The 14,907-nt window shown below is 51.5% G+C and carries 16 protein-coding genes; 8 read left to right on the top strand and 8 right to left on the bottom strand.

What is annotated here, in order from left to right; translation table 11 throughout:
- Positions 1-168: 168 nt before the first annotated feature.
- Genes AB4876_RS08225 through AB4876_RS08215 form a run of 3 tightly spaced genes read left to right on the top strand, consistent with a single transcriptional unit; the run spans position 169 to position 3,423 of the window.
- Complete coding sequence (locus AB4876_RS08225; RefSeq protein WP_368381166.1) at positions 169-627, top strand: (2Fe-2S)-binding protein; 459 nt, start codon at positions 169-171, stop codon at positions 625-627.
- Positions 628-636: 9 nt separating this feature from the next.
- Complete coding sequence (locus AB4876_RS08220; protein WP_368381165.1) at positions 637-2,856, top strand: xanthine dehydrogenase family protein molybdopterin-binding subunit; 2,220 nt, start codon at positions 637-639, stop codon at positions 2,854-2,856.
- Positions 2,857-2,868: 12 nt separating this feature from the next.
- Positions 2,869-3,423 (top strand): hypothetical protein, encoded by a 555-nt coding sequence (locus AB4876_RS08215; RefSeq protein WP_368381164.1) that lies wholly within the window; start codon positions 2,869-2,871, stop codon positions 3,421-3,423.
- 73 nt (positions 3,424-3,496) lie between these two features.
- Here AB4876_RS08215 and AB4876_RS08210 read toward each other — a convergent pair whose 3' ends face one another.
- From AB4876_RS08210 to AB4876_RS08195, 4 genes are all read right to left on the bottom strand, one after another.
- Positions 3,497-3,907 carry a GreA/GreB family elongation factor gene (locus AB4876_RS08210; RefSeq protein ID WP_368381162.1) on the bottom strand — a complete coding sequence of 137 codons (411 nt, stop codon included), beginning with the start codon at positions 3,905-3,907 and terminating at the stop codon, positions 3,497-3,499.
- Between the two features lie 267 nt (positions 3,908-4,174).
- Entirely contained in the window at positions 4,175-4,936 is a 762-nt protein-coding gene (locus tag AB4876_RS08205; protein ID WP_368381161.1) for an ABC transporter permease, read from the bottom strand.
- Positions 4,933-5,895, bottom strand: coding sequence for an ABC transporter ATP-binding protein (locus AB4876_RS08200; RefSeq protein WP_368381160.1), 963 nt, complete (start codon positions 5,893-5,895; stop codon positions 4,933-4,935). Before AB4876_RS08200 ends, AB4876_RS08205 begins: the two co-directional genes overlap by 4 nt.
- 101 nt (positions 5,896-5,996) lie before the next feature.
- The gene (locus AB4876_RS08195; protein WP_368381159.1) at positions 5,997-6,674 is read right to left on the bottom strand and encodes a TetR/AcrR family transcriptional regulator; all 678 of its coding nucleotides are present in this window, start codon (positions 6,672-6,674) and stop codon (positions 5,997-5,999) included.
- Positions 6,675-6,845: 171 nt separating this feature from the next.
- Here AB4876_RS08195 and AB4876_RS08190 point away from each other — a divergent pair, with 171 nt between their 5' ends.
- Entirely contained in the window at positions 6,846-7,784 is a 939-nt protein-coding gene (locus AB4876_RS08190) for a hypothetical protein (RefSeq protein ID WP_368381158.1), read from the top strand.
- 134 nt (positions 7,785-7,918) lie between these two features.
- Positions 7,919-8,734: a serine O-acetyltransferase gene (cysE, locus tag AB4876_RS08185; protein WP_368381157.1), complete on the top strand. Its 816-nt coding sequence runs from the start codon at positions 7,919-7,921 to the stop codon at positions 8,732-8,734.
- A gap of 80 nt (positions 8,735-8,814) precedes the next feature.
- Here the strand turns inward: cysE and AB4876_RS08180 are convergent, their stop codons facing one another.
- Positions 8,815-9,609 carry a M48 family metallopeptidase gene (locus AB4876_RS08180; protein WP_368381156.1) on the bottom strand — a complete coding sequence of 265 codons (795 nt, stop codon included), beginning with the start codon at positions 9,607-9,609 and terminating at the stop codon, positions 8,815-8,817.
- A 110-nt stretch (positions 9,610-9,719) separates the two neighbouring features.
- Here AB4876_RS08180 and AB4876_RS08175 point away from each other — a divergent pair, with 110 nt between their 5' ends.
- On the top strand, positions 9,720-10,316 hold the full coding sequence (locus AB4876_RS08175) for a DNA-3-methyladenine glycosylase I (RefSeq protein ID WP_368381155.1): 597 nt from the start codon (positions 9,720-9,722) through the stop codon (positions 10,314-10,316).
- Between the two features lie 11 nt (positions 10,317-10,327).
- Positions 10,328-10,879 (top strand): DUF4136 domain-containing protein, encoded by a 552-nt coding sequence (locus tag AB4876_RS08170; protein WP_368381154.1) that lies wholly within the window; start codon positions 10,328-10,330, stop codon positions 10,877-10,879.
- A gap of 10 nt (positions 10,880-10,889) precedes the next feature.
- Here the strand turns inward: AB4876_RS08170 and AB4876_RS08165 are convergent, their stop codons facing one another.
- Complete coding sequence (locus tag AB4876_RS08165; protein WP_368381153.1) at positions 10,890-11,462, bottom strand: DUF1415 domain-containing protein; 573 nt, start codon at positions 11,460-11,462, stop codon at positions 10,890-10,892.
- 207 nt (positions 11,463-11,669) lie between these two features.
- Between AB4876_RS08165 and AB4876_RS08160 the strand changes: the two genes are divergently transcribed.
- Positions 11,670-12,227, top strand: coding sequence for an NAD/FAD-utilizing enzyme (locus AB4876_RS08160; protein ID WP_368381152.1), 558 nt, complete (start codon positions 11,670-11,672; stop codon positions 12,225-12,227).
- A gap of 82 nt (positions 12,228-12,309) precedes the next feature.
- Here the strand turns inward: AB4876_RS08160 and hemE are convergent, their stop codons facing one another.
- On the bottom strand, positions 12,310-13,377 hold the full coding sequence (gene hemE / locus AB4876_RS08155; protein WP_368381151.1) for a uroporphyrinogen decarboxylase: 1,068 nt from the start codon (positions 13,375-13,377) through the stop codon (positions 12,310-12,312).
- Positions 13,378-13,470: 93 nt separating this feature from the next.
- Positions 13,471-14,889, bottom strand: coding sequence for an FAD-dependent oxidoreductase (locus tag AB4876_RS08150; protein ID WP_368381150.1), 1,419 nt, complete (start codon positions 14,887-14,889; stop codon positions 13,471-13,473).
- Between the last annotated feature and the right edge of the window lie 18 nt (positions 14,890-14,907).

The raw sequence follows: 14,907 nt of genomic DNA, 5'->3' as shown, positions 1-14,907 counted from the left end.
CAGCAGCACACTCAGTGCTGCTGTTAGTCTGCAGTAAAATAAAACCAAACAACGTCGTAAGCGCGGCCACTACTCATCACTACAACGGCTAGCACTTTTTTCCAAAAGCGGCGCAGTACATCGCTATACGCTCAATTCTCCATAGCGGGTACGAGCAGGAGTTAACACATGCTAACAATCCAAGTAAACGGAGTTGCCCACACCGTCGACGCTCCCGAAGACAAACCCCTGCTATGGGTGTTGCGAGAAAACCTTAAGCTAACCGGCAGCAAATACGGCTGCGGGCAAGCCCTGTGCGGCGCTTGCACCGTGCATATCGACGGACAGCCCACTCGCTCCTGCGTATTGCCGGTGGGCGCAGTTGGCAATAAAGCGGTGCGCACCGTTGAAGACATTCGCAATGAGCATATCGGCAGCCTCGTCCAAGAAGCTTGGCGCGAGCTAAATGTCCCACAGTGCGGCTACTGCCAATCTGGCCAGATTATGGCAGCCACGGCCCTGCTCAAAAGTAATTCGGCCCCCAGCGATCAAGATATCGACCGCGCCATGTCGGGCAATATCTGCCGCTGCGGCACCTACCCACGTATTCGCAAGGCAATACATAAAATCGCTAGCGAGCAACTGTAGGAGCAGGCTATGAAAAAGCATTCAAAATTTAGTCGCCGAGATTTTATTAAAGTCAGCGTAATGGCAGGCGGCGGCCTGCTTGTTGCCTGTGGCGGTGGCTCGTCTGGCGGCGCCACAGCCAGACCCAACAGCCCCGAGAATGGCAATAACAACCCGCCACCGGCAAATGAAGAATACCAAGTCGGCGAATTTATGCGCATTGGCACCGACAACCGCATTACCGTGCTGGTCGGCGCGGCCGAAATCGGGCAAGGCGCGCTAACTGCGATTCCCATGATCGTAGCCGAAGAGCTCGACGCCGATTGGAGCCTAATTAGCGCTGAACTTTCGCCGGTGGCCGCACGCTTTAACAATCCCTACTTTCAGAATCTATTGCAATTTACCGTGGCGAGCTCTGCAATCCGCGGCTATTTCGACCCCCAACGCAGTGTTGGCGCCACCATAAGACAAATGCTAATTAGCGCAGCTGCAGAGCGCTGGAACGTGAGCGCCAGCAGCCTGCGCACTGAAGCCAGCCATGTTATCGATGATATCGGCGGGCGCAGCGCCAGTTACGGCGAGCTTGCCAGCGCCGCCGCCGAGCAGAATGTACCCGCCAATCCGGCCCTCAAAGACCCAGCTAGCTACCGCATTATCGGCACCTCGCCCCAGCGCACCGACGCCAGCGATAAGACCGATGGCAGCTTTAAGTACGGCATGGACGTTGATATTCCCGGCATGCTCACCGCACTTATCGCCAGGCCGCCCCGCTTCAACGGCCAAGCATTAAATGTTGATAACAACGCCGCCCTTGCCGTTCCAGGCGTGCGCAGTGTACACACTATTCCTGGCGGCGTTGCAGTAGTAGCCGACGATTTTTGGTCCGCTGAGAAAGGTCGCAAAGCGCTGCAGGTCAGCTGGAATGAATTATTGGCCGGCCGCACTGACTCGGCCAGTCAGCGCGACGAATACAGCTTTAAACTTAATTTACCAGGGGTACCTATTCGCTCCGACGGCTCCACCCTACTTGCGCAAACCTTGAGTAGCGAAACCCTGAGCGCAGACTACTACTTTCCGTTTATGGCCCACGCCGCGATGGAGCCCCTAAATGTCGTAGTGGATTACGACGGCAGCAGCGCCGAAATTTGGACCGGCACTCAGTCTGCCAGCCTCGACAAAATTTTTGCGGGTGTTGTTTTAGGGCTACTCCCCAACCAAATAAACTTCCACATGATGCCCTCGGGTGGCGGCTTTGGTCGCCGCGGCAATCCACTGGCCGATTTTGTCCGCGATGCCTGCTTCGTGGCCAAGAGCCTCCAACAGCCCGTCAAAGTGATTTGGACGCGGGAAGATGACATGAAGGGTGGCTACTATCGGCCAGCCGCGTCGGTGCGGGTGTCCGCCTCACTAAACAGCGCCAATGAAGTAACCGCATGGACCCATCGCGCGGTTACCCAAGACGTAACTGCATCACTATACGCAGAGAACGCACTCGACGCGCTGCACGAACTGGAGCTACCGGCCCTAGGTGAGCTAACCGATTTTGATACCGGAATGCCCTATAAAATCGACAATGTCAGTATGGACGTCCACCTTACCGTGCTACCGAATATGCCTGCACTATGGATGCGTTCGGTAAACAAATTTTCGGACGTTTACGCGCAAGAAACCTTTATTGATGAGCTCGCCCTACGTGTTGGTCAAAACCCCTATGCTTTTCGTCGCGCGCTGCTCAGCGAAAAGCCGCGCCACCGAGCAGTGCTCGACGCGGTAGCCCAAGCATCTAACTGGGGGCAAAGCGCTTCTGGCGTAAGCCAAGGTATCGCCGTAATGGGGCATTGGAATAGTTTTGTGGCACAGGTAGTTGAGGTTTCCGTATCAGCGAGCCGTGAATTAACTATCCATCGTGTCGTAAGTGCTGTCGATTGCGGCACCGCAATTAACCCAGACCTCGTCATTGCCCAGGTCGAATCAGCCGTTATCTTTGCTTTATCAAGCGTGCTATTTGGCGAAATAACATTAGAAGACGGCGTCGTTCAGCAAAGTAACTTCGATGACTACCCAGTACTACGGATGCACCAAACTCCGTCTATTGAAACTGTCATTGTGAATAGCGGAAATACCGTCGGCGGTGTTGGTGAACTCGGCGTGCCCTGCGTTGGTCCTGCCCTCGCTAACGCTATTTTCGGTGCTATCGGTGAGCGGATTCGCGAACTGCCGCTGAGTAATAGCAACTTTATTATTGCCTAAACGGGGAAGCCAATGATCACAGCAATTTTTGCAAAACCACACGCCCTGTTTCGGAGCGCGGCAATTGTGCTGCTATTCGGCTTGCTAAGCAGCACTGCCATGGCCCAATCGCCCTTGTTTCAACCACTATACGAGGTACTAACCCACCCGCGCTGCCTAAACTGCCACACCAAAACCGAATTCCCCCGCCAAGGTGACGAGCGTCGCCGCCACGACCAATTAGTGGTCCGTGGCGCCGACAATCACGGCGCGCCAACGCTACAGTGCGCCGCTTGTCATCAAGATGAAAATGTCGCTGACGATGCCGTGCCCGGTGCGCCACACTGGGGATTAGCGCCCCTCAGCATGGCGTGGGAAGATCTAAACGCCAGCGAGCTGTGTATTGCGTTGAAGGATCTAAGTAAAAACGGCAACCGCAGTTTAAGTGATTTACTGCGTCATATGAGTGAAGATGAATTGGTATTATGGGGCTGGAGCCCCGGTGCAAATCGCACTACACCGCCACTCAGCCAAAGTGAATTTGTTGACGCCTTAACAATATGGGTAAATGCCGGCGGCCCCTGCTAAGCGAGGCGCCGTTAGCAAGACGATGTTAAATTAGTGTATTTAAGATCGTCTTGCTCTACCTAGTTCGACCACTTCAGGCCAGCGCGCGACGCTTTAGTTTTTGCTGCTGACTAACAGCAGTAATGTCCAACTTACGGGCTTTACCATTAAGTAAAGGCCAATCAACGCGGCCACCTGTGCGCAAACCTATTAGCGCACAGCCAACCGGCGACAGTATCGACACTTTTCGCTTAGTGAGATCTGCCTGCCACGGCAGCACCAAGGTCACCTTACTGGCCTTGCTCAGCTCAGGATCATAGAAATCAACCGTTGCGTTTAATGACACCACATTGTCTGGAAAACCATCATCAGCAATGACTTTGGCCTTATTAATTTCTTCAGCCAGCGCGGCTGTGGCCTCTGAGCGATTGCGTTTTATAAATTCAGTTAGCGACAAATAATCTGACTCTTTAATCAATAAATAAGCATCATCTACAGTATTCAAAGTTTCTCTCCAAGCGTAGCTGCTGCAACACCAAATAATTTATGCTGCAACTCAATACTAAAACTATTAGCGAGGTCAATGTGACGACTGAGCTAGCTCAATCGCCCCAAGAGAGAAAGACCGGCACCGTATTACCTTCAAGCCGACCTACTGTTAAATTTATTAATTGGTTTTTATTATTCATGGCGGCCACATTAGCAGGTCTCGGCACAAAAACAAGTTTACCATTTTGACTAAGCTCACATTTCCCGCACTCCGCCGCGCCAGTTAATTTTTTAAGCGATAGCCCGTGCGAAATATCCAATAAATGACGGCCAAACAGGCAAGCATAAACACCAAAATCATTGCCGCACTAACCCCGACATTCACATCTGCAACATCGTAAAAGCTCCAGCGAAAGGCGCTAATCAGATACACCACTGGATTCGCCAAGGTAATGGTCTGCCATAGTGGCGGTAGCATGCTGATTGAATAGAAACTCCCACCAAGAAAGGTTAAGGGAGTTACGATTAACATTGGCACCACCTGTAGTTTTTCAAAACCATCGGCCCAAACACCAATGATAAAACCAAACAAACTAAAGGTGATCGCCGTTAATACCAAAAAGGTAATCATCCAAAACGGATGGGCGATATGGTAGTCCACGAATAAGCGCGCGGTGAGCAATATAATTAAACCCAAAATAACCGACTTGCTCGCCGCTGCGCCCACATAGCCAATCACAATCTCGCGCATAGAAATCGGCGCTGACAAAATCTCGTATATCGTGCCGTTGTATTTAGGAAAATAAATACCAAAAGACGCATTGGAAATACTTTCGGTCAATAGTGCCAACATCACCAAACCGGGAATGATAAACGCCCCGTAACTCACCCCGTCAATCTCCACCATACGCGAACCAATCGCGGATCCAAATACCACAAAATACAGTGAGGTCGAGATGACTGGCGAGGCAATACTCTGCATCAAAGTCCGCCAGGTACGGCCTAATTCAAATTTATAAATCGCTCTTATCGCGTGCATATTCATTGTGCCGCCTCCGCATTTTGCGCTGCGCTACTTTCCCGCGCCGCCGACACTAAGCTGACAAAAATTTCCTCTAAGGAGCGCTGTCGCGACTGCAGATCTTTATAGTCGATGCCGTGCTCATCCAAACGCCGGAACAAATCGGCGATACCAGTGTGCTCCGCTAGGGTGTCAAAATGGTAGATCAATTCCATCCCCTCTTTTCCCAAGCTCAAGGGGTAGGCCTTCAGCTCAAGGGGAATTTCAGTCAGTGGCTGCTGCAGCTGCAAGCGCAGTTGTTTTTGGCCAAGTTTGTCCATAAGCGCGCTTTTGTCTTCGACCAGAATTATTTCACCTTTACTGATTACACCGATGCGATCGGCCATTTCCTCGGCCTCTTCGATATAGTGAGTGGTCAATATAATGGTCACCCCGCGCTCACGCAGGCCGCGCACCATGTCCCACATATCGCGACGCAGCTCTACATCCACGCCTGCCGTGGGCTCATCTAAAAACAAAATATCGGGCTCATGAGACAGTGCTTTGGCAATCATCACACGGCGCTTCATGCCGCCAGACAAAGCCATTATGCGCGAGTCTTTTTTGTCCCATAGCGAGAGCTGCCGCAAAATCTGCTCGATATACGCAGCATTTGGCGGCTTGCCAAATAAGCCCCGACTGAACTTCACCGTTGCCATTACACTTTCGAAACCATCGGTACATAGCTCCTGAGGAACCAAGCCAATTTTGCTGCGCGCAGCGCGATAGTCCCGCGAAATATCGTTGCCATCGGCGCTAATATTGCCGCTACTAGGGTTGACGATGCCGCAAATAATACTAATTAGCGTGGTCTTGCCCGCGCCATTGGGGCCGAGCAGCGCAAAAATCTCGCCGCGACGGATCTCGAGATTGACATTTTTTAAGGCTTGAAAGCCGCTGTCATACACTTTATTTAAATTTGCTACCTTGATAATGGCCGACACAGCAGCTCCTTTGTAAGTAACCGAAAATAAGCCTGAGAAGTGTCCAGCAAGTACCTAAGCGAGGCAAGGTTTGCGCAGCTTTATCTGGAGTACCAGATAGCCTAGCCCGAGAACTCACTACCACGTAGCTGCTGCCAGAACATCCGCGCCGCGGTGTCGGTCATGGCGGCTATTGCCGCAGAGTCGAGATAAATACCGTCAATTAACAAACAACTCATGCCGTGCAGAGTCGACCAACTCACTTGGGCATAGCGCAGGGCATCCACCGCAGCTTCTTTAGCGGAAAATTGCTGCCAAGCCCTAACCTGATCAACATACAATTTAAAAGAGGCGTGGGCTTCATCCTTTAATGAAGCCGTTAATTGTTGCGACTTCCATAAATGGCCGCCAAACATAAGTCGGTAATATTCGGCATTGTTCACTGCAAAATCGATATAGTTGCGGATAAAATTACGGATAGTCGCCTCGTCGAGTACTGGACTTAACGCAGCGTTTGTTTCGCCGCTCGAATGCGCCTGCGGACCAAAACTGACATGCACCCGGAAGCGCCGAAAACCCTCTTCTGCCACTGCGCACAACAGGGCCTGTTTATCGCTAAAATGGTGGTAGGGTGCAGTACGCGATACGCCCACCTCCTGAGCCAGCTTGCGCATCGACAAGGCGGCTTCGCCCTCGTCGCGAATGATGTTTGCCGCGGCGTCCAACAATTGCCGCCGCAGGTCGCCGTGGTGATAAGGTTTACTGCTAGGCAGAGTATTGCTTGCTATAGAGTTCGTCATAGATGCAATCTATCAAGCAATCTTGACGGCGTCTATATAGAGCGCAGCTCGAGTCCAGCTAACATTCTGTTAGCGTGATAAATTAGGAACAAAGTGTCATTTGCACACTCTATACTCGGTACTTAGCGCTCTGCCCCAGCGCTCGCCCCCACCAGAAGCAGTAGGAATATTATGGCCGGCCCCAAACTTAGCGCACTTGTCAGACTATTCTGTGTTCTGGGTTTACTTTTGACTTCGGCTTGGCCGCAGGCCGGCTTAGCCGCCACAGCAAACGAAACGGCTAGTCAGCAGTTTCAAGTGAACGCCCCCCAACTCAGAGAAATGAGCGGCATCAGTGCCAGCCCCAGCCGCGCCAATCGCTATTGGGCGCACAACGACAGTGGCGACAGCTCGCGCCTATTTGCCTTTGACGAGCAAGGCCGGGTACTAACTGAACTGAAGATCAAAGGCGCAACAGCCTTTGACTGGGAGGATATGAGCAGCTTCAGAGACCGCAGTGGCAGCTACTTATTAATTGCCGATATTGGCGACAATTTGTCCTTCCGGCCCTTCACCGACGTTTATTTGCTAACGGAACCCCAGACGCTAACTAGCCCACAGATGGAATTGGCCATTAGCCGCCATTTTTTACTGGTCAATGAAGATGGCCCCCGTGATGCCGAAGCTATGGCGGTAGACAGCCGCGAACGCTTTGTTTATATACTAACTAAACGCGACATTCACCCCCGCCTCTATCGCTTTTCGCTAGATGCACTCACCGGCCAACCGATTCCGCTGAATTACCTTGGCGAAGTGCGCAGTATTCCCAGCGAGGACAAACACCAAGCCCAAGGCGCTGGACGTATCACCCGCTTTTCGCCCACCGCCATGGAATTTAGCCTCGCAGGCGATGCGGCGATCATAGTGACCTCAGGCAAAACCTATTATTTTCCCCGCCTGAAAAATCAAACGTGGCTGCACGCGCTAAACCAGACACCAACGGTGGTAAATGTGAACAGAATGCCGCAGATTGAAGCTGGCACATTTAGCCGCGACGGAAAAAAGCTGCTGATTGGATCAGAAGGCGTGCCTGCCAAAATTGAGATAATCCCACGCCCAAAGACCAAATAATGTAGCGACGGTGCGCAAATCTTAAGCGCAGCCCATTAGGGCAACATCCAGTTGTGTAGGCTAAGCCTCACCCGCGTTACAGACGCCGCCGCCAGCGCTATACTATTGCAACATTTTCTATTACCGTGTTGACGATGACTATTCACGCCGCAAGCAAAACAACTGACAAACTCGACCCCGTATGGCAAACCATCCGCAAGGAGACCGCCTGCGAGGTTGAGCGCGAGCCTGTATTGGCCAGTTTTCTGCATTCGACTATTCTCAACCACGACACCTTGGAAACCGCACTGAGCTATCACTTGGCGCATATCCTCAACAGCCCAGCGGCGTCCGCTCTACTGGTGCGAGAAGTGATTGAAGAAGCCTTTATTACCGACCCAGAGATTGGCCGCGCCATACGCGCCGACATCTGCGCGGTGTTCGAGCGCGACTCCGCGTGTTCAAGCCTGTCGATACCCTTTTTATACTTTAAAGGCTTCCACGCCCTGCAGTCCTACCGCATTGCTCACGCGCTGTGGCTGCAAGGTCGAACCTCGCTGGCGCTGTATTTTCAAAACCGGATTTCCTGTGAGTTTGGCGTGGATATTCATCCGGCTGCCAAAATTGGTCGCGGTATTTTAATGGACCACGCCACGGGGATCGTCATCGGTGAAACCGCCGTGGTCGGCAATAATGTTTCAATTATGCAGTCGGTCACCCTTGGCGGTACCGGCAAAGAGGAAGGCGACCGCCACCCGAAAGTTGCTGACGGAGTATTACTCAGTGCAGGCGCCAAAATATTGGGTAATATCCATATTGGCGAGGGTGCACAAGTGATGGCGGGTAGCGTGGTATTGCGTGACGTACCTGCTCACACCATGGTCGCTGGTGTACCAGCCAAGGTCATCGGCAAGCCAGACTGCCTAGCACCAGCGCTGTCGATGAATCACCGCGCCTGTTGCGACGAATAATATCAGCCGCAAGACCAGCGACGAGACAACCCTCCTCTCGTCGCTAGCGCCCCTAGCTTTAAAACACGCTTCAACTTCCCTTAGCGGCGGCATACCGGCTTAACGCCGTTGGCCTGCGCACGCTGATACAGTGGCGTCGCAGTAACGAGCTGCCTTTGTAAATCTTTTATACGCGAGGCATGCGAGGGGTGAGTCGACATAAACTCAGGCGGCTGACCGCCGCTAACCGCACTCATATTCTGCCAAAGCGTAATACTGGCTTGGGGATTAAAACCAGACTTGGCCATCAAGTCCAAACCCACTAAATCCGCTTCTGATTCTTGAGCGCGGCCATAGGGCAGTACGACGCCATACTGGGTACCTAAACCGAGCAATCCCATCACAGTTTCTTTACCTGCGCCCTCACCCAATAACACGCCTACCAGCTGAGTACCGGTACCGGCGACACTTTGCACCGACATGCGCTCTGCACTGTGGTGAGCCAATACATGGCCTACTTCATGACCGATAACTGTCGCCAGTTGATCTGCATTTTTAGCCACGGTGAAGATACCAGTGTGCACGCCAATCTTTTTGCCTGGCAAAGCAAAGGCGTTTGCCGACGCCTCTTCGAACACTACAACCTCCCAACTGCCACGCCACTCAGAGGGCAAGCTAGCAGTGATCGCATCAGCAACGCAGCTAACATAGCGATTGGTGGCGCTGTCTTTGTTGATGGTCATTTTCTTTTTCATTTCATCAAATGCGGTGCCGCCCATCTGCGACATTTCCCCATCGGAAAACAACAGCACTTGACGGCGACCGGTAGGTGACTCAGCGCAAGCGACGACAGTTGCCGCCAATAACAAGGCCAAAACTGGCTTAATAATCTTCATAAAACTCCCTGTTGAATTTGCGTATTAGGAAATAATGGCCCTCATTATGGCATAGCCGCCAGCGCAGTGAATGGTGTAATCTGCCAGAAAAATGAAAAGGAGTGCGCGCTGTGTCTGAAGTCTGCGGCTGGTGTCTAAGTGACCCACTGTATATTCGCTACCACAACCAGGAGTGGGGAGTTCCCTGTGATGACGACGCCACTCATTTTGAGTTTTTAACCTTGGAGTCAGCGCAAGCTGGTTTAAGCTGGCTAACCATATTGCGTAAACGCGAAGGTTATAAAAAGGCCTTTGCCAATTTCAACCCTCGTAAAGTTGCTAAATTCGACGAGGCTATGGTCGAGGTTTTAAAGACCAATCCCGCCATTGTGCGCAATCGTTTAAAAATCGAAAGTGCCATAAGCAATGCTCGTTTATTTTTAGACATCCAAAAAGAATACGGGAGCTTTGCCCGCTATATGTGGTCTTATTTTAACGACAAGCCGATTCAAAACCACTGGCAGAGTATGGCGGAAATCCCCGCTACCAGCCCTGAATCAGACCAAATTAGCAAAGATCTTAAAAAGCGCGGTTTTCGTTTTTTTGGCAGCACTATTTGTTATGCCAATTTGCAGGCCTTGGGCTTTGTAAACGATCACCTGCTAAGCTGTCCTAGGCACGCAGCGTGCGCAGAATTAGGCAAAAATTTCCGGCCACATTGGCAATAAGGAAGAAATATATGAAAACCACCAGCCTAGCGATGCTTATCTTCGCCGCCCTGCTAAGCGCTTGTAGCACCACCAAAGTCGTAAGCGACTACAATCCCAGCGTCGATTTCAGTCGTTACCAGCGCTATATTATGTCGGAGAACAGCGGCGCTGATAAAAGCGTATCCCCCTTTATAACCGACAATGTTAAAGCTTCCCTGCAAAACCAGATTAAAGCTCGCTTATTTACCCCAGCGCAACCGTCACATACTGCCGACTTTATTGTTCAGTACTATTTAGCCGAAGCCGCCGACACCATCGACCGCAGCCCCCGTCTAGGCTTGGGAATTGGCAGTTTTGGCGGCAATTTTGGTATGAGTAGTTCAGTTGGCGTCCCGCTTGGCAAAGACACCGTCAACCGCAATGTACAAATTATTATTGATTTCCTGGACCCCACCGACAGGAAATTGAGCTGGCGGGGTTCACTCGTTGTCGAACTGCACAACAACGACCCCAAAGCCAATGCAGCCGCGATCGAAGCGACCGTTGCCGAGATCCTAAATCAGTTCCCGCCGAGCAAGTAACTAAGTCGGCTTAGCGAAAACAATAGGGGAATAACGCCTTAATAGCGGCTTTATCCATATTCTGAAACAGCTGAATATTTCGCTCTGGAATTGCCTCTGGATCAGGGTACACAGCTAATACCGCCTCAAGACTAGCCTCGCGCAGTAGATGAAATATCGGGTAAGGCGCCCGATTCGTAAAGTTTTCCGCATCACTTAGCTCAGTTCCAGCAAATTGGTATTGAGGATGGAAGCTGGCAATTTGAATCACCCCTTCCCAATCACCTTCCTCCACCATGGCATCGGCGATATCGAGAAAGTCGTTATAGTCGTAAAAATCAGCCAGCATATTCGGCACAACTAAAAGACTAGTTTCCAATTCGGCGGCGGGAGTTTCCTCTAATCGGCACAGCCCTAGGTGTAAATCACCTGCCAATTCTTCCAAATTTTGCGCCAAACTAACATCTATTCGCACCCGCGCTTCCAGCAGGGGTTTGGCGGCAAAGGGACACAAACCCAAGCCCACCACAACCTGCTCCAGCCAAGCGCGGACACCGCCCTCAACAATCTCGATACTAGCTTTTTCACCGTTTATAGTGCTCATTTAGCTCCCAAAATCACCTTGGCATTAGATTTATCGGCAATCACAGCCGAGCCGCTTAGACAAAAATACAATAATAACGCCCTATAAAGCACGGGGCAGTCTGCCCAGAGACTGATAGACTGAAGCAGAGGATTGTAGCAGCAATGACCTTATTCTCTCAGGCCCTGTGCTACTGCATATACTAGCTACGGTTAGGAGTACAATAATATGAAACGCTATTTTTTTCTGGCTGACAATCTAGACAAACTTGAAGCTGTTGAACACGACCTTGAAGCAAACGGAATATCTACACCGCAAATTCACGTCTTAAGCAATGATGACCGCGGCGTCACAACGCGAAAACTCAACGACGTTGAGGCAGTATTACGCAAAGATGTTGTCCACTCAATGGAGCGCGGCGCTTTAATTGGCGCTGCCGCCGCGGCCGTTGTACTGGCAGTCGGTCATTACTCCGGCGCAACAGCAAGCGCCGCGGGCTGGATGCCCTTTATATTCCTCGCCATTGTGGTGCTCGGCTTCTTCACTTGGGAGGGCGGCCTCTTTGGTATTCAAGAACCACACCACGAGTTCAAGCGCTTCCAGCAGGCCTTGGCCAGCGGTCGCCATTTACTACTTATCGATATTAATGAAAAAGACCACGGCATACTTAATCGGGTAACCGCACACTACCCGGAACTGGAATTTTCCGGCACCGGTAACGGCGCTCCCCAGTGGTTTATTAACCTCCAAAACAGATGGAAGCATTTTGTGGAGGTTATGCCCTAGGCCTTAAACTGTAATTGAGGTATCTATAAAGCTATGAAAAAAGGCGGGATAACCCGCCTTTTTTACGATTAAAGCTTAGCAATTACTTGCCGTGATATGGCGCCGATAGCTCTCGAACACATTCGATGAACGCGCCAGCATGAGCTGGGTCTACCTCAGGGGTAATCCCGTGACCCAAATTAAATACGTGACCAGGGCCAGTACCGTAACGGGCTAAGATTATCGCAACTTCTTCGCGAATCCGCGCCGGCGACGCCCGCAGCATAGAAGGATCCATATTGCCCTGCAGGGCAACTTTATCGCCAACCCGAGCTCTGGCCGCACCAATATCGGTAGTCCAGTCTAGGCCCAGCGCCGAGGCACCTGTTGCCGCCATCAACTCTAACCACTGCCCGCCGTTTTTGGTGAACAATATAACCGGCACTTTGCGACCATCATTTTCTTTAATCAGGCCATCAACAATCTGCTGCATATAACGCAGGCTGAATTCTTGATACGCATTGTGACTAAGTGCCCCGCCCCAAGTATCAAAGATTTGCACCGCCTGGGCGCCAGCGCGGATTTGATCGTTTAAATAGGCAGTGACGCTTTTAGCCAATTTATCTAATAAGGCGTGCATCAATTCTGGCTGGTCAAAAGCCAAGGCCTTGCAGCGGGCGTGGTCTTTTGAGCCACCGCCCTCAACCATATAGGTAGCTAAAGTCCAAGGGCTGCCAGAAAAACCAATTAACGGCACGCGGCCATTGAGCTCACGACGGATAGTACGCACCGCGTCGCAAACGTAAGTGAGGTCATTCTCGCCATCGACAATCGGCAAGGCATCTACATCGGCCATGGTGCGCACGGTTTTCTTAAAGCGCGGGCCTTCGCCAGTTTCAAAATACAAGCCCAAACCCATCGCATCGGGAATAGTCAAAATATCTGAAAACAGAATAGCGGCATCCAGCGGATAACGCTCTAGCGGCTGTAAAGTCACCTCGCAGGCCAGCTCAGGATTCATGCACAGCGACATAAAATCGCCGGCCTTGCCCCGGGTAGCACGGTATTCAGGAAGATAACGGCCAGCTTGGCGCATCATCCATACCGGCGTGTATTCCACCGGTTCGCGCTGCAGGGCGCGGAGGAAGGTATCGTTTTTTAGCTCAGTCATAAGTCGCTCAATGCTAGACGGTAAACGGGAGACGCTAGGATGGAACGCCACACAGTTTTTGCGTTTTCCGTCTCCCGTCTAGCGTCCTGCGATTTAAACTTTTAAGTAATCCAATATACCCTCAGCGGCTTGGCGGCCTTCCCATACGGCGGTAACCACCAAGTCTGAGCCGCGCACCATATCGCCACCAGCAAATATCTTCGGATTGCTGGTTTGGAATTTATAGGTTTGCTGCTCGGCGGCATCGATACCGCCCCAGCTATTTACGGTAACACCAGCGTCTTGTATCCACGACGGTGGATTGGGCTGGAAGCCAAAGGCAACCAAGACCACGTCTGCGGGAATCACTTCTTCGCTGCCTGGAATCACTTCGGGGCGGCGACGACCATTCTCGTCGGCTTCACCAAGCTGAGTACTTACAACTTTGATGCCTTCGACATGCTCATCACCAACAATGGCGATTGGCTGGCGATTAAAGAAGAACTGCACGCCTTCTTCACCGGCGTTTTGTACTTCTTTACGCGAGCCTGGCATATTTTCTTCATCGCGGCGGTAAGCGCAAACTACGCTTTCGGCGCCCTGACGAATCGAGGTGCGGTTACAGTCCATTGCCGTGTCACCACCGCCTAAAACCACAACCCGCTTGCCTTTCACATCAATAAAGTCGGCTGCGCTTTTTTCCCAGCCCATATTGCGATTTACATTAGAAACCAAAAACGGCAGGGCGTCGTAAACACCGGGCAGATCTTCACCGGGGAAGCCGCCCTTCATGTATTTGTAAGTACCCATACCGAGGAATACGGCGTCGTATTCTTCGAGCAAGGACTCGAGTGTGATATCAACACCAACATCAACGTTAACTCGGAACTCGACGCCCATGTCTTCCAACACTTTGCGGCGACGCTGGATAACAGACTTCTCAAGTTTAAACTCGGGAATACCAAAGGTCAGCAGACCGCCAATTTCTGGATAGCGATCAAATACCACTGGCTTAACACCAGCGCGCACCAATACATCGGCACAACCGATACCTGCAGGGCCAGAACCAATCACCGCAACTTTCTTATCAGTCCACACCCGCTTAGACATATCTGGGCGCCAACCCATGGCCAGTGCAGTATCAGTTATGTACTTTTCAGTAGAGCCAATCGTCACCGCGCCAAAACCGTCATTTAGGGTACATGCGCCCTCGCACAGACGATCCTGCGGGCAAACTCGGCCACATACCTCAGGCAAGCTATTGGTCTGGTGGCTTAACTCCGCCGCCTCGAACAGATTGCCCTCAGTGACTAGTTTTAGCCAATTGGGAATATAGTTGTGAACTGGGCATTTCCACTCACAATAGGGATTGCCACAGCTCAGGCAACGGTGCGACTGCTGCTTTACGTCCTCTTCTTTATAAGGCTCGTAAATTTCAACAAACGCAGTTTTACGCTGCACCATGTCTTTTTTGCCGGGATCCTGACGACCAACATCAAGAAACTGGAATGTATTTTGTAAACGTTCTGCCATTTTCGATTTACCTCATCG

The sequence above is a fragment of the Zhongshania guokunii genome, assembly GCF_040892635.1.
GTDB lineage: Bacteria > Pseudomonadota > Gammaproteobacteria > Pseudomonadales > Spongiibacteraceae > Spongiibacter > Spongiibacter guokunii.
This window is presented reverse-complemented; position numbering and strand designations above follow the sequence as displayed.

Coding starts and splice junctions, on each gene's coding strand:
- AB4876_RS08215 (WP_368381164.1), top strand. CDS start 2,869: ATGATCACAGCAATTTTTGCAAAACCACACGCCCTGTTTCGGAGCGCG.
- AB4876_RS08220 (WP_368381165.1), top strand. CDS start 637: ATGAAAAAGCATTCAAAATTTAGTCGCCGAGATTTTATTAAAGTCAGC.
- AB4876_RS08165 (WP_368381153.1), bottom strand. CDS start 11,462: ATGAGCACTATAAACGGTGAAAAAGCTAGTATCGAGATTGTTGAGGGC.
- AB4876_RS08190 (WP_368381158.1), top strand. CDS start 6,846: ATGGCCGGCCCCAAACTTAGCGCACTTGTCAGACTATTCTGTGTTCTG.
- AB4876_RS08160 (WP_368381152.1), top strand. CDS start 11,670: ATGAAACGCTATTTTTTTCTGGCTGACAATCTAGACAAACTTGAAGCT.
- AB4876_RS08225 (WP_368381166.1), top strand. CDS start 169: ATGCTAACAATCCAAGTAAACGGAGTTGCCCACACCGTCGACGCTCCC.
- cysE (WP_368381157.1), top strand. CDS start 7,919: ATGACTATTCACGCCGCAAGCAAAACAACTGACAAACTCGACCCCGTA.
- AB4876_RS08150 (WP_368381150.1), bottom strand. CDS start 14,889: ATGGCAGAACGTTTACAAAATACATTCCAGTTTCTTGATGTTGGTCGT.
- AB4876_RS08205 (WP_368381161.1), bottom strand. CDS start 4,936: ATGAATATGCACGCGATAAGAGCGATTTATAAATTTGAATTAGGCCGT.
- AB4876_RS08170 (WP_368381154.1), top strand. CDS start 10,328: ATGAAAACCACCAGCCTAGCGATGCTTATCTTCGCCGCCCTGCTAAGC.
- AB4876_RS08180 (WP_368381156.1), bottom strand. CDS start 9,609: ATGAAGATTATTAAGCCAGTTTTGGCCTTGTTATTGGCGGCAACTGTC.
- AB4876_RS08195 (WP_368381159.1), bottom strand. CDS start 6,674: ATGACGAACTCTATAGCAAGCAATACTCTGCCTAGCAGTAAACCTTAT.
- hemE (WP_368381151.1), bottom strand. CDS start 13,377: ATGACTGAGCTAAAAAACGATACCTTCCTCCGCGCCCTGCAGCGCGAA.